We start from the raw sequence: 21,506 nt of genomic DNA, 5'->3' as shown, positions 1-21,506 counted from the left end.
CTATAAATTAACTTTTTAGAAAAAATTGTGTTGGGATACGAAAAAAAACAAAAAAGTTTAAACAGAGAACAAAAACGGGCTATAGGCATAGGCTTACTATCTATAGGTACTTTTTGAGAATATTTTGATCTTATGCTATATGTTCATATGACAGTACTAATTGATGAGCTTTTCTTTCTGCAATATGATACTCACATTAATCGACTTCTTGCAGTTTTTTCTTTTTGTTCTACTTTTATTTTTAGACCCTTAGGAGCTTTATTATTTGGCTGATAATATAGGTCGGAAATCCACAGTCATTATTACCACTATTTTAATGTCATTTTCTTGCATCGTTATGGTTAATCTTCCTACTTATGCCCAAGTAGGTGCTAGTGCCGCCTGCATAGTAACAATATGCCGTATAGTGCAAGGTATGTCATCCATGGGAGCAAGAGTAGGAGCAGAATTATATTTAACGGAATCTGTTGGAGTTCCTAAACGCTTTCCTGCCGTAGAGCATTTGTAGGGGTGTGTGCTTAGGATTAACTGTGGCCTTTGGCGTAGAAACCTTAGTTACATCCTATGACTTTAATTAGCGTATCGCATTTTGGGTAGGTACAGGAATTGCATTAATAGGTAGTGCTACTAGGACTACTTTGCGAGAAACACCAGATTTTGTTGATGCTAAGCGTAGAATACAAGAAAACGATAAAAGATAGTAATATAATTGATGTAGCAAAGATAAAAAATAATCTTATATGGCAGGCAAAAGTTAATAAGAAGACTGCAATTTATTATTTTTTAATACAAATTTCTATAGTAGAATTTTTTGTAGCACTAGCACTTACGTGTTTATCCTATAAATGCAATTAGTAATATTTTTAACTTTTCTTCTATCTAATCCATTAATATTAGATAAGATAATGCAAGGTTAGCAAATTCTCTTAATTTCACTAATTGTAGTAACTTTTTCTCCAAGTGACTCCCCGGCAATTCCAATATTTTATAAAAGTTTTCCGGTTTTAAAACGATTTACCTATGCTAGCTTTATATATGCTTATTCAAGAGCCGCTATGTTATGTAATTAGTTCTTTTGGGCTTGTTTATTTAACAGAACGTTTTAATAATTTAGGATTGTTGATGATAGTAATGCCTATTATTATAGGGTATAGCCTCGGTATATCACCTTTTAAAAAGCTAGAAGTTGAAGCAGGAAATTATTATTGAATATACAAGGCGAAATGCAGCTTGCACCTTTTATATCAATTAAATTAGTTATATACTTTATCTTCTTCAGTTAATTCGGTTTTAATTCTTTCAAGCAGAGCAAAAACCTTACAATATTCTTTAAGCTTTGCGTTTATTTTTTGCAGCTCATCTAAAGTACTACTAAAATCTTCTTGTATTAAATAGGTTTCTACAATTTGAGTCTGCTCTAATGTTTTAAGTATAATATCTTGTAACAATTTATTATAGTGATTTTCTAACTTAGGTGTATTTGACATAAAATTTTAATAATTATCTATAATGCACCCTAAAACAGATTAAAGGCATATAAATGGAGCGAATAGAATGGCAAGACCTATTAAAAGAGGAAAAGAAAATATGCCACACTCACTAGAAAAGGATTTAGCTATTGTAAAGGCATCATCCAATAATATAGACACAGTACCTAAAAAGCAGCCTCCAATACTTTAGAGCAGTATGGATGATATAGAAGTTATACAAAGGCGTAACTTGGAGCGTATAATTTCTCAAGAAACAGTAAAAAGTAAAGATGATTTATATATAATAGAGCAAGAACGGATACAGCAATTAATGAGTAGAGGCACACACGCCTCAACAACCCATGAACAACACCCCAATACTAATTTATAAAAGTGAGTATAAAGCACAAAATAACTCAAGAATATCCAGTATTATAAATAGTATTAAGACCTCAAAATGGGGTAATATAAAGAAAATAAGCAACGTAACAGGAAAGATTCTTTTTAATAAAACCACAGCTAGCGTACTCGGATTAATAGCAAGTAGTATTATGCTGGCAACTATAGCACCTGCCACAGCTCCATTTATGTTTGTATCAGCTGCTGCCATGGCAACATCTATAGTAGGTAAAGCCATAATAGATGTAGTACATACTCGCAAGATACGTCTTCTTACACAAGAAAATAAATTATTAGAAAAACATCGTGATGATTTGAGTAAACAACAAGCTCTTCTAAAAATTGATCCAAAGTAAAAAGATATTTTAAAAGATGATTTATATATACATAATGAGCAGCAATAAACGAAAGACTAATAAAGGTACTAAATCATTATTTATAGCATCGGTTATAACAAATGTAATAAATAATATAGTAAACGTGGCGGGGATATCAGCAGCTATAGTCGGTAATAATGTAGCACAAATAATTTCATCAATAAATATAGGATTACAATCATTAAAAGGTTCTAAAGATTCGGTCAATCAGATCCAAGATAGGATAAAGTTAATTAAGGAGCTAAACCATAATATTAATCAAGAAACACAAAAAGCAGATATAGGTAATTATAAAATATACAAGCATTAGCAGAGATAGGATATAAACACACTATTCAAACTGTAGCATTAAACGCATTACTACAAGATAAGAATTACTTTAGATTTACCGATCAAGAAAAACAACAGCGATTTAATCAGCTAAGTGAGGAAATAATCCAGTATAAAAATGCTAAAATTTAGTATTTTTATACTGGATTATTTCTTCACTTACTTTGTAATTTTCTAGCAATGGCATTAAATTATTAACTAATATATACTTAGTTAGAAATGCCCTTTCACAAAGATACTGTTTTTCTTGATAGGTTTAACTATTGTAACATTTAAAACTGAAAAACTTGAGTTTAAGCTTCATTCATTGTCTGATCGTTGAAATACTAAAAACTTTTGATTGGTGGGCGATGACGGACTCGAACCGCCGACACTCTCGGTGTAAACGAGATACTCTACCAGCTGAGCTAATCGCCCATATTTTTTATTAATTAGCAAAATTTTATTAGCTTTTGCTTTTAAATTACTATAAAGTGTTATTTACTTTCAAACTTTTTATTTGCCTTGATAATCTGCTAATTTTTCTTGAGGCGGTATTTAATTTAATTATATTTTTTTTCACACCTTGCATTATCTTAGACTGAGCAACAGATAAAGCTATGTTAGCATTTTCTTTATTACCAAGACTGATTTCATGTACAACTTTCTTTATAAAAGTTTTTATTGCACTAGATCGTTTTTTATTGATTAGAGTTCTTTTTACTGTTTGTCTAGCAGCTTTTTTTGCTGAAGAATGATTAGCCATCACCGAGTCCCTTATATTTTAATTTTTAATTTCTTCATTAGCATCTCGCTGTTGTATATTTCCTTTAGCATTAATATCTCTATCTACAAATTCAATATATGCTATCGGTGCTAAATCACCATAACGGAATCCGGCTTTTATTATTCTAGTATAACCGCCAGGTCTATCTTTATATCTGGTACCTAAAATATTTATAAGCTTTTCTACTGCTGTTTTATCTTTTATTTTTGATAAAACGCTTCTTCTTACCATTAAATCAGCTTTTTTAGCTTTAGTAATTAGAGTTTCAATATAAGGTCTTAATTCCTTAGCTTTTGGTAAAGTAGTTTTAATTTGTTCATGGGTTACAAGTGCTACAGCCATATTAGCGAGCATTGCTTGCCGATGACTACTTGTTACATTTAACTTTCTGCCTTTAATTTTATGTCGCATTTTTTAGTCCTTAATTATAAGAATCTTCATAACGTTTAGATAATTCCTGAATATTTTCCGGTGGCCAATCCGGTACATCCATACCGAATCTTAAATTAAATTTTGCCAATATTTCTTTAATCTCATTTAAAGATTTTCTACCGAAATTTGGAGTTCTTAGCATATCGGATTCCGTTCTTTTTACTAGATCCCCTATATATATTATATTATCATTTTTCAAACAGTTTGCCGATCTAACCGATAATTCCAATTCATCCACTCTCTTAAGTAAATAAGGTGAAAATGGTAAAGCATTAGTTTTAACTTGCTTATCTTCTGCCTGTTCTTCAAAAGAAATAAATAATTGTAATTGCTCCTGTAAAATACGTGCAGCTAAACCTACAGCCATTTCAGGTAATACATCACCGTTAGTTTCTACAAACATAATTAATTTATCATAATCAGTAACCTGACCTACCCTAGTATTTTCTACCTTATAAGTAACACTCTTTACCGGATTAAATAAAGCATCTATAGCTATTTCACCAATAGGTAAATTATCCTCATAACTATTTGTGCTAAGTACATACCCTTTACCAACCTTGCAAGTTAATTCCATTTCAAGCTGCTTGTCCTTAGCGAGATCACAAATTACATGATCCGGATTCAGTATTTCTACATCATGACCTGTTTCAATCATACCGGCCGTTACAACACAAGGTCCTGTTGCTTTTAATTTCATGATACGTTTTTCTGCAACATGCATTTTTACTTCAATACCTTTAATGTTTAAAATCATTTCAGATACATCTTCTTTTACACCGGGTATAGAAGAAAATTCATGTTCTATAGCAGGGATCTTTATAGACGTGATAGCTGCTCCTTGTAAAGAAGAAAGTAATACTCTTCTCATAGCATTACCGAGTGTTAAACCAAAACCTCTTTCTAAAGGTTCAACTACAATTTTAGCTTTATTATTGGTTTCTGGAAAATTTTCATAAGCAACTTTATTCGGCTTTATTAAAGTATTCCAATTTTTACTTAACGATAACATTTAATACCTATGATTCTCTTATACTCTTCTTCTTTTTGGCGGTCTTACTCCATTATGAGCAATTGACGATACATCTAAAATTGATGTAACCACAAAATTTTGTCCGAATAAAGCTCTCATTGCTGATTCACGCTGAGCCCCCGGTCCTCCAATCCTAATAGAAATAGTTTTTAGACCATATTCTTTTGCTTTTTCTGATGCTCTATCAATTGTTACTTGAGCTGCATAAGGTGTTGCTTTTCTTGCCCCTTTAAACCCATTACCTCCTGCCGATGCAGAAGCAATAGTATTACCTTGGATATCAGTAAATGTTACTATAGTATTATTAAATGATGCTCGGATATGCACAACACCAAGAGTGATAGTTTTTTTCTTTTTCTTAACTTTAACCGTCTGATTCATTATTTATACTCTATACTTAAACTATTATTTTACAGCTTTTTTCTTTCCGGCTATCGCAATAGCTTTACCTTTTCTAGTTCGAGCATTAGAATGCGTGTTCTGTCCTCTCACCGGCAACTTACGTATATGTCTAAGTCCTTGATAACATCTTATATCTTTCTTTTTCTTAATATTAAGCGTAACTTCTCGTCTTAAATCACCCTCAACTTTATATTCACTTCCAATAATATTACGTAAGCCTATTAACTCTTGATCTGTCAGTTCTTTCACTTTTTTATCTTTCGATATTTTTGCTTTATTACAGATCTCTGCTGCCATAGTAGGCCCAAGACCGTAAATGTAAGTTAAACTCACAACTAAACGTTTATTATCAGGAATATTAACACTTGCAATTCTTGCCACAAATAATCTCCAAAATTTTACTGGTAACTAAAAAATAATATAAAAATCTTTGATAAAGTCAATTTATTTTTAGTATTTTCTGTATATCAATTTCTATTTCTTGTTCACTTTTACCTCCATTAACTATATAAAAATTACCACTATTTTTATAATAATCTATTAACGGATATGTTTCTGTTTTATATACTTCAATTCTTTTTTTTATTACTTCTTCATTATCGTCTTTTCTATAATCAAATGTACTTGAACCGCAAACATCACATACATTATCAGTTTTAGGCTGCAAGAAGTATCTATTATATATTTTACCGCAATTTTTACAACTATATCTTCCTAAAATTCTTTTAATTAATAATTCATCTGAAACATCAAAATATATTATTTTAATTTTTTCTTTAATAAATGATTCAAAAAATTTCGCTTGCTCTAAATTACGCGGATATCCATCTAATATGTAGCCGTTTTTATATTCAGAGGATAATAAAAAATTTTTGATTACTTGATTAACTATTTCATTAGGGATAAGCTCCCCTTGCTTAACATAATTATTAATTAACTCTGCTTCACTAGTTGATGTTTTAATAATTGTTCTAAATATATCACCGATTGCTATATGTGGTAAATCAATTTTTTTAGCTATCTTTTTTCCTTGTGTGCCCTTTCCCGCTCCTGGAGAACCTAAAAAAATTACTATCACTATTTAAGCTCATTTTTAATTTTTTAATTTTACTTTCTTCATTAAACCTTCATACTTACTACTAAATAAGTAAGTTTGAATCTGAGTCATAGTATCAAGTACCACGTTCACTACAATTAAAAAACTCGTACCTCCTAAAGAAAGAGAGATTACATATTTATTCATTAATAGCTCCGGAATTACACATATTACACTTAAATATATCCCACCTATAACCGTAAGCCTTGTAAGTATATAATCAAAATAATCAGACGTATTTTTTCCTGGTCTTTTACCTGGAATATAAGCACCGTATTTTCTTAAATTATTAGCAGTTTCTTCAGAATTAAATACTATTGCAGTATAAAAAAAACTAAAAAACATAATTAATGCTACATATAATAAAATATATACAGGTTTTCCATGCCCTAAGTAATAAGTAAGCATGCCCATAGTTTCTGAATTACTATTAGAAAAATTAGCAAGCGTAGCAGGAAATAGTAAAATTGAACTAGCAAATATTGGAGGTATTACACCAGAAGTATTTAACTTGAGAGGCATATGGGTTGCTTCGCCTCCATAAATTTTATTTCCTACTTGTCTTTTAGGATACTGCACCAATAATTTTCTTTGGGCTCTTTCAAAAAATATAATTATAGCTATTAATACAACTACTCCAATACAAACAGCTATCGCTATTAAAGGCGATAATGCTCCTTTTCTTGATAATGCAAACATACTAATAATAGCACTAGGTACTCCTGAAATTATACCTATACATATAATTAAAGACGTACCATTACCTATTCCGCGTTGTGTAATTTGTTCTCCTAACCACATTAGTAGCATTGTGCCTACAACTAAAGTAATTACGGTTGTAACTCTAAAGAAAAAACCCGCTAAGATTACTACAGGACCAGTATTTGTTACAATCGACTCTAAACTTATAGCAACTCCATAAGCTTGAAAAGAAGCAAGCAGAACCGTTAAATATCTCGATAGCTGATTTACTTTTCTTTTGCCGACTTCCCCTTCTTTTTTTAAATTTTCCAAAGGTTTATATGCAACTGACATTAATTGGATAATAATTGAGGCAGTAATATACGGCATAATTGCTAAAGCAAAAATGGACATTCTACCTAGCGATCCTCCGGATAGCATATTAAAGATTCCGAGTATTCCGGATTGATTCTTTGCAGCCACACTACTTAAAGCAATTGAATCTATACCAGGTATAGGTATAAAAGACCCCAATCTACATACTATAAGAATGAGAATAGTAAAAACAATGCGACTAACTAAATCATTACCGGATTTTTTAGAAAAATTCTGCCCCATATACTATAATAATTTTCCACCTGCTTTCTCGATTAAAGCCTTAGCTTTAGAAGAATAAGCATCTAATTTTAATGATAGAGGAGTAGCAAAATCATCACTACAAATAGATAATAATTTCACTAATTTCTTATTATTTTTATTATTAACTACTCTGGCTTCTACCAATTTTTCTTTCGTAATATTATCATCAGCACTTAAACGCCCATCGGCTAATGCTTCTTCAATATTATAAATATTTATTATATTGTATTTTTTAGTTGAAATACAACTAAACCCTCTTTTAGGTAGTCTTTTGATAATAGGTGTTTGACCACCTTCAAAACCTTTTATTGCAACACCGGATCTAGATTTTTGACCTTTAATTCCTCTACCGCCGGTTTTTCCTTTACCACTACCAATACCGCGTGCTATTCTTTTCTTATTTTTTTTAGCACCTATATTATTATATAATTCATTTAATTTCATTTAAAAACTCTAATTACATATTTTCTATTTTTAACAAATGCTTTACTTTGTTAACCATCCCCTTGATTGAATTAGTATTTGCCAGAATAACGCTCTTATTAATTTTGTTTAAACCAAGCCCAACTAATATCAACCTTTGATCATACTTACGACCTATAGCACTGTGAACTTGAGTAATTTTTATATTATTGATCTTATTATTCATAACTTCACCTTACTTATACAACATTATTCATTAACTTGAATGTCAGCAGATTTTATAGATATTTCATTTACTTTTTTATCTCTTCTCATAGCAATAGATTTTGGTGATGCAAGTTTATTTAATGCATCAAATGTTGCAGAAATCATTGCGTAAACATTCGTTGAACCTATTGATTTAGCAACAATATCATGAACGCCTAAAGAGTCAAAAATTGCTCTCATAGATCCTCCGGCTATAATGCCTGTACCTGCTTTAGCTCTTCTTAAAATCACTTTAGCAGCTCCACTGTTACCGACAACGTCATGGTGAATAGTCCTATTTTGATATAACGGTACTTTCATCATTCTCTTTTTAGCGGCTTGTTTTGCCTTGCCTCGAGCTTCATTTACTTCTTTAGCTTTTCCGTGTCCCGCTCCGACTCTGCCGGCTTTATCACCGACCACTACATAAGCAGAAAAAGCAAAGCTTCTACCGCCTTTTACTACTTTTGTAACTCTATTTACATCAACTAAAACTTCACTTAAAGTCTCGTCATTTTTTTTAACTTTAGACATTACTACAACCTTATAACCTAAAATTTTATTTTCTCTCTAGCTGCATCAGCTAGCGCTTTTACAACACCGTGATACTTATATCCGCCTCTATCAAACACTACGTCTTTTATCCCTGCAGAATCAGCTTTTTTTGCTATTTCTTCGCCTACTTTGATAGCATTTTCAATATTACAATGAGATTTTTTTAATTTTTTTATTTTCTCATCTAAAGTTGAAGCAGCAGCAATCGTTATAGACTTAGAATCATCAATAATTTGTGCATATATATGTCTACCTGACTTAAATATTGATAATCTAACTCTATTAGATGTTTTAGATATTTTATGTCTTATTCTACTTCTTCTTTTTTCAAATTTTAGCTTAGCACTACGCATATTTAACTCTTAAATTTAATTTTTCTTACCTTCTTTACGCGGTATAAATTGATTTTCAAATTTAATTCCTTTTCCTTTATAAGGCTCAGGTGGTCTCTGTTTTATAATAATTGAAGCAAATTGTCCTAATTTTTCTTTATCTGTTCCCTCAAGAATAATAATATTTTGCTTAGGCATCTCTATTTTAATATCTGAAGGTATTTCAATTTTTGTATTATGGCTTTTAGCAAGCATTAAATTTAAATATTTACCTTTTACCATCGCCCTGTAACCGACTCCGTTAATTTCGAGTTTAAGCTTAAAACCTTCTTTAACGCCGGTAACCATATTTGATATTATGCTTCTTGCAGTACCCCACATAGCACGTGCATTTTTATTTGCGGCTAAAGGTTTTACTAAAAGCTTATTTTCTGCCAATGAAATTGCTATATTACCTTTAAAAGTTTTTGATAATTTGCCTTTAGGTCCGGATATTTTTACTTCTAAATCATTTAAACCAATTTTTATACCTTCAGGTATAGTAATTGGCAATTTTCCAACACGTGACATTTTTTACCTTAAAATACTTTACAAATTACTTCGCCGCCAACATTTTTAATATGAGCTTCTCTATCAGACATAACACCGTAAGGAGTAGAAAGAATATATATACCCATATTATTATAATATCCTTTCAAATCTTTAATAGCAGAATATACTCTTTTTCCAGGCTTTGATACTCTATGAATTTCGCATATAGAAGCATCGCCATTAACAGAGTATTTTAAAGCTACCTCAGTATAACTAATATTATTTTTTTGAGTAGTTATATAAGCTTTTATATAACCTTCTTTTTGCAAAACATCTAAAATTGAAGTTTTAATTTTAGAACTAGGAAAAGAAACATTTATCAATTTGCTTTTATAAGCATTTCTAATTCTAGTTAACATATCTGCTACATTATCCGTCATTGACATATGATTCACCTATCGACTTTTACCAACTTGACTTAACTACACCGGGAACTAAGCCTCTGCCTATTAATTCTCTAAGCTTATTCCTCGATATACCAAACTTTCTTGTAACACCTCTTGGTCTACCTGTAAGCTCACATCTATTTCTTATTCTAGTAGATGATGAATTTCTAGGTAATTGTGCAAGTGACATTACCAAAGAAAAACGCTCTTCTAATGAAATATTTTTATCATAAATTTTACTTTTTAGTGCTAAACGTTTATTATGTAAACTTTGTGATTTTTTTTTCCTACTTTCGTTCTTTTTTATAGAACTTACTTTTGCCATTATATATATCCTAAAAATTAATTATAAAAAGGTAAATTAAACCCTGATAACAAAAATTTACTTTCTTGATCTGTTTTAGCAGATGTAACGATTGTAATATCCATACCTCTTATTGTATCGATTTTATCGTAATTAATTTCAGGAAAAATTATCTGCTCTTTTAACCCAAAAGTAAAATTCCCTTTACCATCAAAACTTTTATACGAAAAACCGCGAAATTCTTTAACACGGGGTAATGCAACAATTACTAACCTCTCTAAAAAATCATACATTCTATCTTTACGTAATGTAACCTTGCAACCTATTTTCATATTTTTGCGTAACTTAAAAGTTGCAATAGATTTTCTTGCTAACGTTACAACCGGCTTCTGACCGGAAATCAAAGTAAGATCATTTACTGCATTATTAATTACTTTGGAATCGGCTGTTGCTTCCCCTACTCCCATATTTATCACAATTTTCTTAATTTGCGGTATTTCGTGTTTATTTTTATAAGAAAATTTTTTTTGTAAGTTTTCAATAATTTTTTGCTGATATAATGCTTTAAATCTTAACATTATTTACCTTCCTTACCAATAATTTCCCCTGATTTCTTTGCTACTCTAACCTTAGAACCATCTTCTAAGAATTTAAAAGCTACCTTGGTAGGGTGACCGGTTTTTGGATCGATGTGTGCAATATTTGAGATATGTATAGGTAATTCTTTAGTTATTATCCCGCCTTCACTCATTTGATTAGATTTAGTATGCTTTTTTACTACATTTACTCCAGAAACAATTACTTTACTGTCCTCCGGGAAAACTTTTAATATTTTACCTTTTTTTCCTTTGTGCTTTCCGGTAATAACAACAACTTCATCACCTTTTTTTACTTTTAATTTAATCATTTATAACACTTCCTCTGCAAGCGACATTATTCTAACATATTGTTTTGCTCTAAGTTCTCTTGTAACAGGACCAAAAACTCTAGTACCGATAGGTTCATCTTGTTTATTCAAAAGCACTAATGCGTTTTGATCAAATTTTATTGTACTACCGTCAGGTCTTACTACTCCAGTCTTTGTACGAACAATCACGCCTTTATAAACATCACCCTTTTTAACCTTACCGCCGGGTATAGCGTCTTTAACAGATACAACTATAACATCACCCAGCTTTGCCACCATATGGTGAGAGCCACCTAAAACTTTAATACACATAACTTTTTTAGCACCGGAATTATCTGCAACTTCCAAGATGCTCTGCATTTGAATCATAAACTACTTCCAATTTTTTATACACGAGAAATAAAATAAACACTCTACCTTATAAAGTCAAAGATTAAAAAACTTTATTCCCCATTTACCACTACCCATGTTTTGGTTTTTGAGATAGGCCGACTTTCAATTATACTAACTTTATCTCCTGCTTGATATTTATTTGCTGAATCATGAGCAGCATATTTTTTAGATACTTTCACAAATTTTTTATAAATAGGATGCTTAAACTTTCTTTCTACTTTTACTGTAACCGTCTTATCAGCTTTTGAACTTATAACCACACCTTGTAACACTCTTTTCGGCATTTTAATATTCCTCACTATTAGCTCTTTTTGTTAATTCAGTTTTAATACATGCTATAGACTTTTTGACTAACGAAAACCTACTAGTATTTTTTAAATCACCTAAAGCTTGTTGAAATCTTAAATTAAACAATTCTTTTTTTAAAAGATTAAGGTTTTTATAAAGCTCTTCTATTGTTTCAGTAGATAACTTACTTCTTAATAATTTTAAATCATTCATAACGTCTCACTATCCTTGTTCTAACAGGTAATTTCGCACTTGCAAGCTCCAAAGCTCTAAGTGCAACATTTTCTTCTACCCCTTCAATTTCAAACATAATTCTTCCAGGCGCAACTCTAACTGCAAAAAATTCAGGAGAACCTTTACCTTTACCCATTCTTACTTCGGCAGGCTTTTTAGAAACGGGAACATCCGGAAAAATGCGAATCCATAATCTTCCTTGCCTTTTCATACATCTAGTAGCAGCTTTTCTTCCTGCTTCTATTTGTCTTGCAGTAACACGCCAACCATCTATAGATTTTAGACCAAATGATCCAAAAGCAAGCGTCATACCTGCTTTTGCTGTTGAAGCAACCCTACCCTTATGAGCTTTTCTAAATTTTTGTTTTTTCGGAGCTAACATTTTAATACTTAAAATTAATTATATCTTTTATTTTCTGTATATTCACCTTTATAAATCCACACTTTAACCCCTATAACTCCATAAGTAGTTATAGCCTCAGCTGTTGAATAATCAATATCAGCTCTTAAAGTATGTAACGGCATTCTTCCTTCTATATACCATTCGGTTCTAGCAATTTCAGCACCTCCAAGTCGTCCTGAACAACTAACCCTGATACCTTGTCCACCTTGTTTAAATGACGCCTGAATTGCTGTTTTCATGGCTTTTCTAAAAGAAACTCTTTTTTCAAGCTGTAGTGCTATAGTTTGAGCTACTATAGCAGCATCTATATTAAATTTTCGAACTTCGTGAATATTTATATAAACTTCTTTTAAAGAAGTCATTTTCTCGATAGCTTTTTTTAGCTTATCAATTTCACTACCGTTTCTACCGATAATGATATTTGGTTTTTTGGCATTAATATTAATTATAATACTTTTATTAGAAGGGCGTTCAATTAAAACTCTACTAATTTGGGCTTGATTAAAACCCTTATTTATTAAATCCCTAATTTTTAAATCTTGTATAAAAAGAGTTTTATAATGTTTTTCTGCATATAATATGGAATCCCAACCTTTAATTAAAGTCGGTCCAACTCTAAAACCATGTGCACAAACTTTCTGCCCCATTTTAATTATCCTCTTTTTCTGTAACAGTTATATAAAGATTACTAAAAAACTTATTTATTCTAGTTGCTCTTCCTTTTGCTCTTGGCATAACTCTTTTCATTACTAAAGCCTTACCTACAGTCGCCTTAGTAATAACCAATCTATCTATATCTAGACCTAAATTATTTTCAGCATTTGCAACAGCAGATTGTAAACAATCTTTTACAACTTTTGCAATTCTTTTAGGAGAAAAAGTTAATTGTACCAATGCTTCAGATACTTTCATATTTCTAATAAAGGCTGCAACTAAATTGAGCTTCCTTGAACTTACTCTAATAGATTTAGCTTGTGCCGTAGCAAAAATTTTATTTTCCTGTACCATATAAATCTTTATTTTCTTTTGATTTTTTTATCTGCTCCATGACCGTGAAATGTTCTAGTAGGAGCAAACTCACCTAATTTTCTTCCAACCATTTCTTCATTTACAGAAACCGGAATAAATTTATTTCCATTATGCACAGAAAAGGTAAACCCTACAAAAATAGGTAAAATCGTTGATCTTCTAGACCAAGTTTTAATCATTTCAGATTTACCTGATTCCATTAATTTTTGAACTTTCTTTATTAAATAACCGTCTACAAAAGGCCCTTTCCATATTGAACGTGCCATACTAATACCTAATTAATTTAAAATCTATTTTCTTTTCTTTACGATAAATTTTGAAGTACGTTTATTTTTACGTGTCTTCTTACCCTTTGTTGGGAATCCCCAAGGAGTAACAGGATGGCGACCTCCTGAAGTTTTACCTTCACCACCACCATGAGGGTGATCTACAGGATTCATTGCTACACCTCTAACATGCGGTCTCCAACCTAGCCATCTATTTCTACCGGCTTTGCCTAAATTAATATTTTTTTGATCCGGGTTAGATATACTACCTATAGTAGCTTTACAATCTAAAGGTACTAACCTAAATTCACCTGATCTTAATTTAATCTGAGCATATCCTGAATCTTTACCCACTAGATCTACTGAAGTACCTGCAGACCTTGCAATTTGACCGCCCTTACCGACTTTCATTTCAATATTATGTAAAGTAGTACCGATAGGAATGCATTTTAAAGGTAAACAATTTCCTATTTTTATATCAGCATCTTGACTTGATATTACTCTATCACCTACAGATAACTTTTGTGGTGCTAGAATATAAGAATATTCTCCATCTTCATATTTTATTAAAGCAATAAAAGCAGTTCTATTAGGATCATACTCTATTCTTTCAACAATAGCAGAAATATCAATTTTATTTCTTTTAAAATCAATAATACGATATAATTTTTTGTGTCCTCCACCTCTGTGCCAAGAAGTAATTCTACCTTGATTATTTCGTCCACCGGTTTTAGATATACCTTTGGTCAAAGATTTTAAAGGTCTGCCTTTCCATAAACTAGTTTTATCAACTTGAACTAACTCTCTAAGAGAAGGAGTAATTGGATTAAAGTTTTTTAAAGCCATTTATTTAATTCCTCCGGCAAAATCGATATTATGGTCTTTTTCTAATGTAACAATAGCTTTCTTTCTATTGATTTGAGTCCCTATAATTCCTTTAAATCTTTTCTTCTTACCTTTAACGTTTAAAATATTCACTTTTTTTACTTTTACTTTAAATATTTCTTCTATAGCCTTTTTAAGGGTAAGTTTTTTAGCAAATTTATCTACATAAAAAGCGTATTTATTTTGTTCCGAAAGGGTTGTAGTTTTTTCTGTAATAATAGGTTGTCTAATTAAATCGTAGTATTTATAAGAACTCATCTTAACCTCTCTTCTAAAACACTCACTGCTTCTTGTGATAATAGGACATATTCATGTCGTATTATATCATAAACATTGGCTCCTATTTGTGGAACAATCACAGTATTATAAATATTTTTTGCAGCTAAAGAAAAATTCATATCTACTTCATTTCCATCTATTACAAAGAAACTTTTCCCTTGAAATTTGTTTAATATATTTACAAGAGCAGAAGTTTTAGGCTTATCTAGCTTTAAAGAATCTATGACTAATAATTTTCCTTCAGCGCATTTCTCGGATAAAGCATGAATTAAACCAAGTTTTCGTACTTTTTTAGGTAATTTCGTTGCATGACTACGTACTCTAGGTCCATGAGCTACACCACCACCACGCATCTGTACCGATCTAAGGGAGCCTTGTCTTGCATTACCTGTACCTTTTTGCTTAAACGGTTTTTTTGTGGTTCCTAATACTTCTGATACTGTTTTAGTGTTGTGGTTACCAGACATTGCCTTAGCTCTCTGCCAATCAATAACCTGCTTTATTATATCATCTCTGATAAATTCAACAGCAAATATATCTTCATTTAAGCTAATCTCACCAACTTCTTCATTAGCAAGACTTAATATTTTAGTTTTCATCTTTATTTTAACCTTATACAGTCTTATATAAAACTTTTATATAAATAATATTGTATGGCGTTTTGTTAACGTGATAATCTTTAACCTCAACAAACATGTCTAAATATCTATTATACAGTTATTGAAATCTTTTTTATTGCATCTTTTACTGAAAGATACGAATTTTTGTGACCGGGTATACTACCCTGAATCATAATAAGCTTACGCTCTTTATCAACGGCAAATATTTTCAAATTTTGAATAGTAACTTGGTTACATCCCATATGACCGGCCATTTTTTTGCCTTTGAAAACCTTTCCTGGATCTTGTCTTTGTCCTGTAGAACCATGCGAACGATGGGATATCGAAACACCGTGAGAAGCTTCAAGACCTCTAAAATTATGTCTTTTCATACTACCGGCAAATCCTTTACCTATAGTAGTTGCCGTTATATCCACAAATTGTCCTGCCGTAAAATGGTCTACTTCTAGACTTGCTGCTATATCAATAAAATTCTCTTCAGAAATTCTAAATTCTTTTAATTTAGTTTTAGGAGATATTTTAGCATTAGCAAAAACTTGTCTCATAGGTTTGGTTACTCTAGATATTTTTTTATCTTTTACACCTATAACCAAAGCATTATATCCATGTTTTTCTAGAGTTTTATGTCCTACTACTTGACAATCATCAACTTTTACTAATGTTAAAGAAATTCTTTCGCCTTTATCATTAAAAACACTAGTCATCCCAATTTTTTGAGCAATTATACCGGTTCTCATTTATTCCCCACTCTCTAATTCAATCACTACATCAACACCTGCTGCTAAATCAACTTTACTTAAAGCATCGACAACCGCCGGATTCGGATCACCTATAACTAATAATCTTTTATGCTTTCTAATTTCAAATTGCTCTCTTGACTTCTTATGTACATGAGGAGACCTATTTACGGTAAATCTTCCAATTTTTTTAGGTAAAGGAATAGGGCCATTAATGTTAGCAAACGTTCTTTTAACAGCACTAACTATCTCTTTTGTAGCTTGATCAAGACTACGGTGATCAAATGATTTTAAACGAATTTTGATTTTATTTTTCATTCAGTAAACCTAATATTTAAACAGCAAGATATTTTTTTAGACATCTTTCCAAACTGTACTTCTAGAGGTAATTTGTACGTCGATCCGGCACTCGAATCCTCACGTCCGTTATATACGCTGCGGTTCTGCATTCCGTACCTCCTTCAAATTCTTCTCTATAAGCCGGTTCGGAAAAATATCTATTACATCTTAAAATATAAATACCTATTATTAAAAAATAATAGGTATTTATAAAATCAATTAATTATTTATTTTAGTTACTACGCCGGCACCCACTGTTCTACCGCCTTCACGTATAGAGAATTTCAACCCTTCCTGCATCGCAATCGGTTTAATTAATTCCACTGTAAAAGTAGCATTATCTCCAGGCATAACCATCTGCTTATCAGCAGGCAATTTTATTGTACCGGTAACATCTGTTGTTCTAAAATAGAACTGCGGACGATAGTCATTAGTAAATGGGGTATGACGTCCACCTTCTTCTTTACTAAGCACATATACTTCAGCTTCAAACTTATCATGCGGTTTTATGCTACCAGGTTTTGCGAGAACTTGTCCCCTTTCAACTTCTTCTCTTTTTGTACCGCGTAGTAATATGCCAACATTATCTCCGGCTTGCCCTTCATCAAGTAATTTCCTGAACATTTCTACACCGGTACAGGTAGTTTTTTGCGTATCTTTTAGACCGACTATTTCAATTTCCTCACCTACCTTAATTATTCCTGACTCTACTCTACCAGTTACAACAGTACCTCTTCCTGAAATAGAGAATACATCTTCTATTGGCATTAAGAAAGGTTTATCCGTAGCTCTTACAGGCTGCGGTATATAGCTATCTACTGCATCCATTAGCTCATTAATAGCTTTTTCACCTTCAGGCTTTCCTTCTAAAGCTTGAAGTGCAGAACCTTTAATAATAGGTATTTCATCACCCGGGAAACCATATTTTGATAATAATTCCCTTACTTCCATCTCTACTAGTTCTAATAGATCAGGATCATCCACCATATCTATTTTATTTAAGAATACTACCATAGCAGGCACACCTACCTGTTTTGCTAGTAATATATGCTCTCTAGTTTGCGGCATAGGACCATCAGCAGCAGAAACTACTAATATTGCACCGTCCATCTGAGCGGCACCGGTTATCATGTTCTTTACATAGTCAGCGTGTCCCGGACAATCTACGTGTGCATAGTGTCTATTTTTAGTCTCATATTCTACGTGTGCAGTAGAAATAGTTATACCTCTTTCTTTTTCTTCAGGAGCAGCATCAATTTGATCATACGCTGTAGCTTGTGCTCCACCTGTCTTAGCAAGTACTATAGTTATTGCTGCCGTTAAGGAAGTTTTACCGTGATCTACGTGACCGATCGTACCTATATTAATGTGCGGTTTAGTTCGTTCAAATTTTGCTTTTGCCATATTATTACTCTCTACAATTTTTTAGGTTTAATACAAGTTATTTTTTTATAAGTGCATTTTTTTGCTAAATTTATTTGTTACCACTATCTCTGGAGCGGGTGATGGGAATCGAACCCACACAGCCAGCTTGGAAGGCTGGAACTCTACCATTGAGCTACACCCGCATTGTGGCACTATTAATAAACTAATTTCAAAGTTATTTTGTTAACAGTACTATATCAATTTTATTCAGATTTATATATACACAATTATGTTTTATTTTTAAATAAAATGATATGCTTCCCTGAACCATTTAAGTGGTGGAGGGAGAAGGATTCGAACCTTCGAACGCTTACGCGGGCAGATTTACAGTCTGCTGCCATTGACCACTCGGCCACCCCTCCTAAAGAACTTTACTGTATTAAATAGACTAATTCACTGTAAAATACAATATATAATTAGTATTAGGACTTATAAAACTTCTTGCCGAATCATCAAATAAACAAATAGCAACTTACACCTTTATTTAGTTGTAACTTTCTATACTAAATAGTAGTTTCTGTCAAGAACAAATTACTGACGGTTTTCAATAAGATGCAAAATAAAAAACTTGATTCTAAACATTGTTATTATATGTATGGGAAACATCCTGTATTTTCTGCTCTAAATAATCCAAAACGTCAAATTGACAATATTTTATGCACTAGGGAAATTTTTGAGACAAATAAAAAATTAATAGGTACTAGAGCTTATGAAATTGTTAATAACGATATTTTATCTAAATTACTGGAAAACCAAACACATCAAGGAATAGCTGCAAAAATTAGACCAATTTTTTCTTACAATTTAGAGGACATAGATATAACAAATCCAAAATGTAAAATTGCGATTCTTGATCAAATAACAGACACACAAAATATTGGCGCAATTATTCGTAGTGCCGCTGCTTTTGATATAAATGCTATAATATTACCTCAAGATAATTCTCCAAATGAAAGCGGCAGCATTGCTAAAGCGGCTTGCGGTACTTTAGAATTAATACCTATAATTAAAGTTACTAACTTACGCTCATGTATGAATTATCTTAAAAAACACGGCTTTTGGATTATAGGTCTAACAGGTTCTGCAAATGACTACTTTACCGATAAATTAATTTCCGACAAAATAGTATTGGTATTTGGCTCAGAAGATAAAGGTATACGAAGATTAGTTGCAGCAACATGTGATTATTTAGCCAAAATCCCTATTTCTCAGAGAGTAGAAAGTCTTAATGTATCAAATGCCGCTTCTATAATTTTTCATTCATTACATAAATAATATTTTTAATAAATCAAATATTGTTTTTTATTTACTTCGATATAAATATTTAGTCTACTAAAGTTAAAGTCATAAACTTTTATTATATCAATTAATTTGCGAGAAAAGTAATGAAAAGGGAACCAAATGAACAAATTATCGAGAGTTTTGAAAAACAATTAGACATATTTATAAATGCACTTACAGAAAAAGAGATAACAACAGCTATATTAAACAATTTTTTTGATAAAGTGATCAATAACCTCAAGAATGAAAGATTAATTAATGATATTATATTTGATATATATCAAGGTAAAACAGTACTTACTAAACCTATATATTCCGATTATATAACATCTTCCGAACCTAAATATAACGAACATTGGCAAAAATTTTATAGTTTTAATCGTAATCTTATGATAGAAAGCACATTAATATTTATTGCTAAGAATCTAAAAAACGCTTCTTTAACAGACAAATTATATTATAGCTTTGCTAAATTAGCCCAGCAATTAGACTTGAATGCAGTAAGTGATCATTTTATGCAAAAAATAGATAATTATATAACATTTAACAATTTATGAAAAATTACAGAACCGAAAGTGATTCTTTTGGAGAAATTCAAATAGAAGAAAAATTTTATTGGGGGGCTCAAACTCAAAGATCTTTAGAAAATTTTAAAATAGGCAAGCAAAAAATGCCTGAAATTTTAATTCGTGCTCTTGCTATTTTAAAAAAATGTGCAGCACAGGTTAATCATGAGTTTGGTGATTTAGAAGCTAAAATCGCTATAAGTATAGACAAAGCCACGGATAGAATCTTAGAAGGCGAATTTGAGGATAATTTTCCTTTAGTAGTTTGGCAAACAGGTTCAGGAACGCAAACAAACATGAATATGAACGAGGTTATTGCCTCTATTGCCAACGAAGCATTAACAGGCAAGAAAGGCGGCAAATCTCCGGTACATCCTAACGATCATGTTAATAAAGGACAATCATCCAACGACTCTTTTCCAACCGCTATGCATATAGCAACCGTACTTGCAACTAAACAGCAACTGATACCAGCTTTGAATAATATACTGACCTCTTTGCAGGATAAGTCAAAAGATTGGGATAAAATCATAAAAATAGGACGTACCCACTTGCAGGATGCAACTCCTTTAACTCTTAAACAGGAATTCTCCGGATATATTACACAAATAGAGTATGCTTTAGAACGCATAGAAAATGCACTACAAAAAGTTTATCTACTTGCCCAAGGAGGCACAGCAGTCGGTACAGGTATTAACTCAAAAATAGGCTTTGATATAAAATTTGCTGAGAAAGTGGCAGAGTTTACTAAACAACCCTTTAAGACGGCTCCTAATAAATTTGAAAGTCTAGCTGCTCACGACGCACTAGTAGAATTTTCAGGAACGCTTAATACTATAGCAGTTAGCTTAATGAAAATAGCAAATGATATAAGACTGCTCGGCTCCGGTCCAAGATGCGGTCTTGGTGAGCTACATTTACCTGAAAATGAACCTGGTTCTTCTATTATGCCCGGTAAAGTAAACCCTACACAAGTCGAAGCTTTAACAATGGTGTGCAGTCAGGTGATGGGGAATCATGTTACGGTTACTATTGCCGGCTCAAACGGACATCTTGAACTTAACGTATTTAAACCCGTAATAATATACAATATCCTACAATCTATAGAGCTGTTATCCGATAGCGTAAATAGCTTTGTTACTCACTGTGTTAAAGGATTAGAACCCAATATAGCATGCATTAATGATTTACGTGATAAATCTCTAATGCTTGTTACAGCTCTTAATCCGCATATAGGCTATGATAATGCTGCAAAAATTGCTAAAGAAGCACATAAGCACGGGATCACTTTAAAAGAAGCAGCTAAAAAACTCAATCTTCTATCGGAAGCAAAATTTGATAAAATAGTAGTACCTGAAAAAATGGTTAGTCAATCTTAGATTTGATACAAAGA

Annotated in this window: 40 protein-coding genes, 3 tRNA genes and 1 pseudogene; 10 read left to right on the top strand and 34 right to left on the bottom strand. The window is 31.7% G+C overall.

What is annotated here, in order from left to right; translation table 11 throughout:
- Positions 1-265 precede the first annotated feature (265 nt).
- The 3 genes from ABVF33_RS01540 to ABVF33_RS01530 all read left to right on the top strand — a co-directional run bounded on the left by ABVF33_RS01540 (position 266) and on the right by ABVF33_RS01530 (position 1,209).
- Positions 266-508, top strand: coding sequence for a hypothetical protein (locus ABVF33_RS01540; protein WP_012719910.1), 243 nt, complete (start codon positions 266-268; stop codon positions 506-508).
- Positions 509-663: 155 nt separating this feature from the next.
- On the top strand, positions 664-855 hold the full coding sequence (locus ABVF33_RS01535; RefSeq protein WP_499705984.1) for an MFS sugar transporter: 192 nt from the start codon (positions 664-666) through the stop codon (positions 853-855).
- Positions 856-1,035: 180 nt separating this feature from the next.
- Positions 1,036-1,209: a proline/betaine transporter gene (locus tag ABVF33_RS01530; RefSeq protein ID WP_499705983.1), complete on the top strand. Its 174-nt coding sequence runs from the start codon at positions 1,036-1,038 to the stop codon at positions 1,207-1,209.
- Between the two features lie 44 nt (positions 1,210-1,253).
- Here ABVF33_RS01530 and ABVF33_RS01525 read toward each other — a convergent pair whose 3' ends face one another.
- Positions 1,254-1,487: a hypothetical protein gene (locus tag ABVF33_RS01525; RefSeq protein WP_499705982.1), complete on the bottom strand. Its 234-nt coding sequence runs from the start codon at positions 1,485-1,487 to the stop codon at positions 1,254-1,256.
- A gap of 67 nt (positions 1,488-1,554) precedes the next feature.
- Between ABVF33_RS01525 and ABVF33_RS01520 the strand changes: the two genes are divergently transcribed.
- From ABVF33_RS01520 to ABVF33_RS01505, 4 genes are read left to right on the top strand one after another with little or no spacing between them, the layout of a single operon-like run.
- Positions 1,555-1,680, top strand: coding sequence for a hypothetical protein (locus ABVF33_RS01520; RefSeq protein WP_499705981.1), 126 nt, complete (start codon positions 1,555-1,557; stop codon positions 1,678-1,680).
- A gap of 6 nt (positions 1,681-1,686) precedes the next feature.
- Positions 1,687-1,860 carry a hypothetical protein gene (locus ABVF33_RS01515; RefSeq protein WP_499705980.1) on the top strand — a complete coding sequence of 58 codons (174 nt, stop codon included), beginning with the start codon at positions 1,687-1,689 and terminating at the stop codon, positions 1,858-1,860.
- Entirely contained in the window at positions 1,832-2,224 is a 393-nt protein-coding gene (locus ABVF33_RS01510; protein ID WP_499705979.1) for a hypothetical protein, read from the top strand. The genes ABVF33_RS01515 and ABVF33_RS01510 overlap by 29 nt, the downstream gene beginning before the upstream one ends.
- Before the next feature lie 16 nt (positions 2,225-2,240).
- On the top strand, positions 2,241-2,555 hold the full coding sequence (locus ABVF33_RS01505) for a hypothetical protein (RefSeq protein ID WP_499705978.1): 315 nt from the start codon (positions 2,241-2,243) through the stop codon (positions 2,553-2,555).
- Positions 2,556-2,916: 361 nt separating this feature from the next.
- Here the strand turns inward: ABVF33_RS01505 and ABVF33_RS01500 are convergent.
- The 33 genes and pseudogenes from ABVF33_RS01500 to ABVF33_RS01340 all read right to left on the bottom strand — a co-directional run bounded on the left by ABVF33_RS01500 (position 2,917) and on the right by ABVF33_RS01340 (position 18,628).
- Positions 2,917-2,992, bottom strand: a tRNA-Val gene (locus ABVF33_RS01500).
- Positions 2,993-3,041: 49 nt separating this feature from the next.
- Positions 3,042-3,320, bottom strand: coding sequence for a 30S ribosomal protein S20 (rpsT, locus tag ABVF33_RS01495; RefSeq protein WP_004997845.1), 279 nt, complete (start codon positions 3,318-3,320; stop codon positions 3,042-3,044).
- 18 nt (positions 3,321-3,338) lie between these two features.
- Positions 3,339-3,752: a 50S ribosomal protein L17 gene (rplQ, locus tag ABVF33_RS01490; RefSeq protein ID WP_499705977.1), complete on the bottom strand. Its 414-nt coding sequence runs from the start codon at positions 3,750-3,752 to the stop codon at positions 3,339-3,341.
- 10 nt (positions 3,753-3,762) lie between these two features.
- Positions 3,763-4,785: a DNA-directed RNA polymerase subunit alpha gene (locus ABVF33_RS01485; protein ID WP_499705976.1), complete on the bottom strand. Its 1,023-nt coding sequence runs from the start codon at positions 4,783-4,785 to the stop codon at positions 3,763-3,765.
- An 18-nt stretch (positions 4,786-4,803) separates the two neighbouring features.
- Positions 4,804-5,187: a 30S ribosomal protein S11 gene (rpsK, locus tag ABVF33_RS01480; RefSeq protein WP_004997839.1), complete on the bottom strand. Its 384-nt coding sequence runs from the start codon at positions 5,185-5,187 to the stop codon at positions 4,804-4,806.
- A 24-nt stretch (positions 5,188-5,211) separates the two neighbouring features.
- Positions 5,212-5,589, bottom strand: coding sequence for a 30S ribosomal protein S13 (gene rpsM / locus ABVF33_RS01475; RefSeq protein WP_499705975.1), 378 nt, complete (start codon positions 5,587-5,589; stop codon positions 5,212-5,214).
- Positions 5,590-5,647: 58 nt separating this feature from the next.
- The gene (locus tag ABVF33_RS01470) at positions 5,648-6,286 is read right to left on the bottom strand and encodes an adenylate kinase (protein WP_499705974.1); all 639 of its coding nucleotides are present in this window, start codon (positions 6,284-6,286) and stop codon (positions 5,648-5,650) included.
- Between the two features lie 15 nt (positions 6,287-6,301).
- Positions 6,302-7,603 carry a preprotein translocase subunit SecY gene (gene secY / locus ABVF33_RS01465; protein ID WP_499705973.1) on the bottom strand — a complete coding sequence of 434 codons (1,302 nt, stop codon included), beginning with the start codon at positions 7,601-7,603 and terminating at the stop codon, positions 6,302-6,304.
- A gap of 3 nt (positions 7,604-7,606) precedes the next feature.
- Positions 7,607-8,068 carry a 50S ribosomal protein L15 gene (rplO, locus tag ABVF33_RS01460; RefSeq protein ID WP_499705972.1) on the bottom strand — a complete coding sequence of 154 codons (462 nt, stop codon included), beginning with the start codon at positions 8,066-8,068 and terminating at the stop codon, positions 7,607-7,609.
- A 13-nt stretch (positions 8,069-8,081) separates the two neighbouring features.
- Positions 8,082-8,273: a 50S ribosomal protein L30 gene (gene rpmD, locus ABVF33_RS01455; RefSeq protein WP_004997827.1), complete on the bottom strand. Its 192-nt coding sequence runs from the start codon at positions 8,271-8,273 to the stop codon at positions 8,082-8,084.
- 23 nt (positions 8,274-8,296) lie between these two features.
- Positions 8,297-8,827, bottom strand: a complete 531-nt coding sequence (gene rpsE, locus ABVF33_RS01450) for a 30S ribosomal protein S5 (RefSeq protein ID WP_499705971.1) — start codon at positions 8,825-8,827, stop codon at positions 8,297-8,299.
- A 17-nt stretch (positions 8,828-8,844) separates the two neighbouring features.
- Positions 8,845-9,201, bottom strand: a complete 357-nt coding sequence (rplR, locus tag ABVF33_RS01445) for a 50S ribosomal protein L18 (protein WP_004997824.1) — start codon at positions 9,199-9,201, stop codon at positions 8,845-8,847.
- 15 nt (positions 9,202-9,216) lie between these two features.
- Complete coding sequence (gene rplF / locus ABVF33_RS01440) at positions 9,217-9,750, bottom strand: 50S ribosomal protein L6 (RefSeq protein ID WP_499705970.1); 534 nt, start codon at positions 9,748-9,750, stop codon at positions 9,217-9,219.
- Between the two features lie 8 nt (positions 9,751-9,758).
- Positions 9,759-10,157: a 30S ribosomal protein S8 gene (gene rpsH, locus ABVF33_RS01435; protein ID WP_499705969.1), complete on the bottom strand. Its 399-nt coding sequence runs from the start codon at positions 10,155-10,157 to the stop codon at positions 9,759-9,761.
- Between the two features lie 19 nt (positions 10,158-10,176).
- Positions 10,177-10,482 (bottom strand): 30S ribosomal protein S14, encoded by a 306-nt coding sequence (gene rpsN, locus ABVF33_RS01430; RefSeq protein ID WP_008580947.1) that lies wholly within the window; start codon positions 10,480-10,482, stop codon positions 10,177-10,179.
- Between the two features lie 17 nt (positions 10,483-10,499).
- Positions 10,500-11,039 (bottom strand): 50S ribosomal protein L5, encoded by a 540-nt coding sequence (rplE, locus tag ABVF33_RS01425; RefSeq protein ID WP_499705968.1) that lies wholly within the window; start codon positions 11,037-11,039, stop codon positions 10,500-10,502.
- Positions 11,039-11,368 (bottom strand): 50S ribosomal protein L24, encoded by a 330-nt coding sequence (rplX, locus tag ABVF33_RS01420; RefSeq protein WP_499705967.1) that lies wholly within the window; start codon positions 11,366-11,368, stop codon positions 11,039-11,041. Before rplX ends, rplE begins: the two co-directional genes overlap by 1 nt.
- Complete coding sequence (gene rplN, locus ABVF33_RS01415; protein ID WP_499705966.1) at positions 11,369-11,737, bottom strand: 50S ribosomal protein L14; 369 nt, start codon at positions 11,735-11,737, stop codon at positions 11,369-11,371.
- Positions 11,738-11,811: 74 nt separating this feature from the next.
- Positions 11,812-12,045: a 30S ribosomal protein S17 gene (gene rpsQ, locus ABVF33_RS01410; RefSeq protein ID WP_499705965.1), complete on the bottom strand. Its 234-nt coding sequence runs from the start codon at positions 12,043-12,045 to the stop codon at positions 11,812-11,814.
- A gap of 1 nt (position 12,046) precedes the next feature.
- Positions 12,047-12,262, bottom strand: a complete 216-nt coding sequence (gene rpmC, locus ABVF33_RS01405; RefSeq protein ID WP_499705964.1) for a 50S ribosomal protein L29 — start codon at positions 12,260-12,262, stop codon at positions 12,047-12,049.
- On the bottom strand, positions 12,255-12,665 hold the full coding sequence (gene rplP / locus ABVF33_RS01400) for a 50S ribosomal protein L16 (protein ID WP_499705963.1): 411 nt from the start codon (positions 12,663-12,665) through the stop codon (positions 12,255-12,257). The genes rpmC and rplP overlap by 8 nt, the downstream gene beginning before the upstream one ends.
- A gap of 14 nt (positions 12,666-12,679) precedes the next feature.
- The gene (gene rpsC / locus ABVF33_RS01395) at positions 12,680-13,333 is read right to left on the bottom strand and encodes a 30S ribosomal protein S3 (protein ID WP_010977584.1); all 654 of its coding nucleotides are present in this window, start codon (positions 13,331-13,333) and stop codon (positions 12,680-12,682) included.
- 1 nt (position 13,334) lies between these two features.
- Positions 13,335-13,694 carry a 50S ribosomal protein L22 gene (gene rplV, locus ABVF33_RS01390; RefSeq protein WP_499705962.1) on the bottom strand — a complete coding sequence of 120 codons (360 nt, stop codon included), beginning with the start codon at positions 13,692-13,694 and terminating at the stop codon, positions 13,335-13,337.
- Between the two features lie 8 nt (positions 13,695-13,702).
- Entirely contained in the window at positions 13,703-13,981 is a 279-nt protein-coding gene (gene rpsS / locus ABVF33_RS01385; RefSeq protein WP_004997794.1) for a 30S ribosomal protein S19, read from the bottom strand.
- A gap of 24 nt (positions 13,982-14,005) precedes the next feature.
- A complete protein-coding gene (rplB, locus tag ABVF33_RS01380; RefSeq protein WP_499705961.1) occupies positions 14,006-14,827 on the bottom strand; it encodes a 50S ribosomal protein L2 in 822 nt (273 codons plus the stop codon).
- Complete coding sequence (rplW, locus tag ABVF33_RS01375; protein ID WP_499705960.1) at positions 14,828-15,124, bottom strand: 50S ribosomal protein L23; 297 nt, start codon at positions 15,122-15,124, stop codon at positions 14,828-14,830. It lies immediately after the preceding gene.
- A complete protein-coding gene (gene rplD, locus ABVF33_RS01370; RefSeq protein ID WP_499705959.1) occupies positions 15,121-15,744 on the bottom strand; it encodes a 50S ribosomal protein L4 in 624 nt (207 codons plus the stop codon). The genes rplW and rplD overlap by 4 nt, the downstream gene beginning before the upstream one ends.
- A 110-nt stretch (positions 15,745-15,854) precedes the next feature.
- Positions 15,855-16,502 (bottom strand): 50S ribosomal protein L3, encoded by a 648-nt coding sequence (gene rplC / locus ABVF33_RS01365; protein ID WP_012151152.1) that lies wholly within the window; start codon positions 16,500-16,502, stop codon positions 15,855-15,857.
- Positions 16,503-16,820, bottom strand: coding sequence for a 30S ribosomal protein S10 (gene rpsJ, locus ABVF33_RS01360; RefSeq protein ID WP_010977588.1), 318 nt, complete (start codon positions 16,818-16,820; stop codon positions 16,503-16,505). It lies immediately after the preceding gene.
- Between the two features lie 17 nt (positions 16,821-16,837).
- A pseudogene (locus tag ABVF33_RS01355) lies at positions 16,838-17,016 on the bottom strand (palindromic element RPE1 domain-containing protein); the annotation flags it as partial.
- A 44-nt stretch (positions 17,017-17,060) separates the two neighbouring features.
- Positions 17,061-18,245: an elongation factor Tu gene (gene tuf / locus ABVF33_RS01350; RefSeq protein WP_499705958.1), complete on the bottom strand. Its 1,185-nt coding sequence runs from the start codon at positions 18,243-18,245 to the stop codon at positions 17,061-17,063.
- 90 nt (positions 18,246-18,335) lie between these two features.
- Positions 18,336-18,409, bottom strand: a tRNA-Gly gene (locus ABVF33_RS01345).
- Positions 18,410-18,542: 133 nt separating this feature from the next.
- A tRNA-Tyr gene (locus ABVF33_RS01340) sits at positions 18,543-18,628 on the bottom strand.
- Between the two features lie 190 nt (positions 18,629-18,818).
- On the opposite strand from ABVF33_RS01340, the gene rlmB reads away from it, so the two are divergent.
- The 3 genes from rlmB to fumC all read left to right on the top strand — a co-directional run bounded on the left by rlmB (position 18,819) and on the right by fumC (position 21,492).
- Positions 18,819-19,541, top strand: a complete 723-nt coding sequence (gene rlmB / locus ABVF33_RS01335) for a 23S rRNA (guanosine(2251)-2'-O)-methyltransferase RlmB (RefSeq protein ID WP_499705957.1) — start codon at positions 18,819-18,821, stop codon at positions 19,539-19,541.
- Between the two features lie 110 nt (positions 19,542-19,651).
- Entirely contained in the window at positions 19,652-20,104 is a 453-nt protein-coding gene (locus ABVF33_RS01330) for a hypothetical protein (RefSeq protein ID WP_499705956.1), read from the top strand.
- Positions 20,101-21,492, top strand: coding sequence for a class II fumarate hydratase (fumC, locus tag ABVF33_RS01325; RefSeq protein ID WP_499705955.1), 1,392 nt, complete (start codon positions 20,101-20,103; stop codon positions 21,490-21,492). Before ABVF33_RS01330 ends, fumC begins: the two co-directional genes overlap by 4 nt.
- Positions 21,493-21,506: the final 14 nt, after the last annotated feature.

The organism is Candidatus Rickettsia barbarica (assembly GCF_041477405.1).
Taxonomy (GTDB): Bacteria; Pseudomonadota; Alphaproteobacteria; order Rickettsiales; family Rickettsiaceae; genus Rickettsia; species Rickettsia rickettsii.
The sequence above is the reverse complement of the archived record's forward strand: the minus strand, read 5'-3'. Positions and strand labels throughout refer to the sequence as shown.

Excerpts from the sequence above, each read along its gene's own strand:
- ABVF33_RS01535 (WP_499705984.1), top strand. The coding sequence starts at position 664 with ATGCTAAGCGTAGAATACAAGAAAACGATAAAAGATAGTAATATAATT.
- ABVF33_RS01530 (WP_499705983.1), top strand. The coding sequence starts at position 1,036 with ATGCTTATTCAAGAGCCGCTATGTTATGTAATTAGTTCTTTTGGGCTT.
- ABVF33_RS01525 (WP_499705982.1), bottom strand. The coding sequence starts at position 1,487 with ATGTCAAATACACCTAAGTTAGAAAATCACTATAATAAATTGTTACAA.
- ABVF33_RS01520 (WP_499705981.1), top strand. The coding sequence starts at position 1,555 with ATGGCAAGACCTATTAAAAGAGGAAAAGAAAATATGCCACACTCACTA.
- ABVF33_RS01515 (WP_499705980.1), top strand. The coding sequence starts at position 1,687 with ATGGATGATATAGAAGTTATACAAAGGCGTAACTTGGAGCGTATAATT.
- ABVF33_RS01510 (WP_499705979.1), top strand. The coding sequence starts at position 1,832 with ATGAACAACACCCCAATACTAATTTATAAAAGTGAGTATAAAGCACAA.
- ABVF33_RS01505 (WP_499705978.1), top strand. The coding sequence starts at position 2,241 with ATGATTTATATATACATAATGAGCAGCAATAAACGAAAGACTAATAAA.
- rpsT (WP_004997845.1), bottom strand. The coding sequence starts at position 3,320 with ATGGCTAATCATTCTTCAGCAAAAAAAGCTGCTAGACAAACAGTAAAA.
- rplQ (WP_499705977.1), bottom strand. The coding sequence starts at position 3,752 with ATGCGACATAAAATTAAAGGCAGAAAGTTAAATGTAACAAGTAGTCAT.
- ABVF33_RS01485 (WP_499705976.1), bottom strand. The coding sequence starts at position 4,785 with ATGTTATCGTTAAGTAAAAATTGGAATACTTTAATAAAGCCGAATAAA.
- rpsK (WP_004997839.1), bottom strand. The coding sequence starts at position 5,187 with ATGAATCAGACGGTTAAAGTTAAGAAAAAGAAAAAAACTATCACTCTT.
- secY (WP_499705973.1), bottom strand. The coding sequence starts at position 7,603 with ATGGGGCAGAATTTTTCTAAAAAATCCGGTAATGATTTAGTTAGTCGC.
- rplO (WP_499705972.1), bottom strand. The coding sequence starts at position 8,068 with ATGAAATTAAATGAATTATATAATAATATAGGTGCTAAAAAAAATAAG.
- rpmD (WP_004997827.1), bottom strand. The coding sequence starts at position 8,273 with ATGAATAATAAGATCAATAATATAAAAATTACTCAAGTTCACAGTGCT.
- rpsE (WP_499705971.1), bottom strand. The coding sequence starts at position 8,827 with ATGTCTAAAGTTAAAAAAAATGACGAGACTTTAAGTGAAGTTTTAGTT.
- rplR (WP_004997824.1), bottom strand. The coding sequence starts at position 9,201 with ATGCGTAGTGCTAAGCTAAAATTTGAAAAAAGAAGAAGTAGAATAAGA.
- rplF (WP_499705970.1), bottom strand. The coding sequence starts at position 9,750 with ATGTCACGTGTTGGAAAATTGCCAATTACTATACCTGAAGGTATAAAA.
- rpsH (WP_499705969.1), bottom strand. The coding sequence starts at position 10,157 with ATGTCAATGACGGATAATGTAGCAGATATGTTAACTAGAATTAGAAAT.
- rpsN (WP_008580947.1), bottom strand. The coding sequence starts at position 10,482 with ATGGCAAAAGTAAGTTCTATAAAAAAGAACGAAAGTAGGAAAAAAAAA.
- rplE (WP_499705968.1), bottom strand. The coding sequence starts at position 11,039 with ATGTTAAGATTTAAAGCATTATATCAGCAAAAAATTATTGAAAACTTA.
- rplX (WP_499705967.1), bottom strand. The coding sequence starts at position 11,368 with ATGATTAAATTAAAAGTAAAAAAAGGTGATGAAGTTGTTGTTATTACC.
- rplN (WP_499705966.1), bottom strand. The coding sequence starts at position 11,737 with ATGATTCAAATGCAGAGCATCTTGGAAGTTGCAGATAATTCCGGTGCT.
- rpsQ (WP_499705965.1), bottom strand. The coding sequence starts at position 12,045 with ATGCCGAAAAGAGTGTTACAAGGTGTGGTTATAAGTTCAAAAGCTGAT.
- rpmC (WP_499705964.1), bottom strand. The coding sequence starts at position 12,262 with ATGAATGATTTAAAATTATTAAGAAGTAAGTTATCTACTGAAACAATA.
- rplP (WP_499705963.1), bottom strand. The coding sequence starts at position 12,665 with ATGTTAGCTCCGAAAAAACAAAAATTTAGAAAAGCTCATAAGGGTAGG.
- rpsC (WP_010977584.1), bottom strand. The coding sequence starts at position 13,333 with ATGGGGCAGAAAGTTTGTGCACATGGTTTTAGAGTTGGACCGACTTTA.
- rplV (WP_499705962.1), bottom strand. The coding sequence starts at position 13,694 with ATGGTACAGGAAAATAAAATTTTTGCTACGGCACAAGCTAAATCTATT.
- rpsS (WP_004997794.1), bottom strand. The coding sequence starts at position 13,981 with ATGGCACGTTCAATATGGAAAGGGCCTTTTGTAGACGGTTATTTAATA.
- rplB (WP_499705961.1), bottom strand. The coding sequence starts at position 14,827 with ATGGCTTTAAAAAACTTTAATCCAATTACTCCTTCTCTTAGAGAGTTA.
- rplW (WP_499705960.1), bottom strand. The coding sequence starts at position 15,124 with ATGAGTTCTTATAAATACTACGATTTAATTAGACAACCTATTATTACA.
- rplD (WP_499705959.1), bottom strand. The coding sequence starts at position 15,744 with ATGAAAACTAAAATATTAAGTCTTGCTAATGAAGAAGTTGGTGAGATT.
- rplC (WP_012151152.1), bottom strand. The coding sequence starts at position 16,502 with ATGAGAACCGGTATAATTGCTCAAAAAATTGGGATGACTAGTGTTTTT.
- rpsJ (WP_010977588.1), bottom strand. The coding sequence starts at position 16,820 with ATGAAAAATAAAATCAAAATTCGTTTAAAATCATTTGATCACCGTAGT.
- tuf (WP_499705958.1), bottom strand. The coding sequence starts at position 18,245 with ATGGCAAAAGCAAAATTTGAACGAACTAAACCGCACATTAATATAGGT.
- rlmB (WP_499705957.1), top strand. The coding sequence starts at position 18,819 with ATGCAAAATAAAAAACTTGATTCTAAACATTGTTATTATATGTATGGG.
- ABVF33_RS01330 (WP_499705956.1), top strand. The coding sequence starts at position 19,652 with ATGAAAAGGGAACCAAATGAACAAATTATCGAGAGTTTTGAAAAACAA.
- fumC (WP_499705955.1), top strand. The coding sequence starts at position 20,101 with ATGAAAAATTACAGAACCGAAAGTGATTCTTTTGGAGAAATTCAAATA.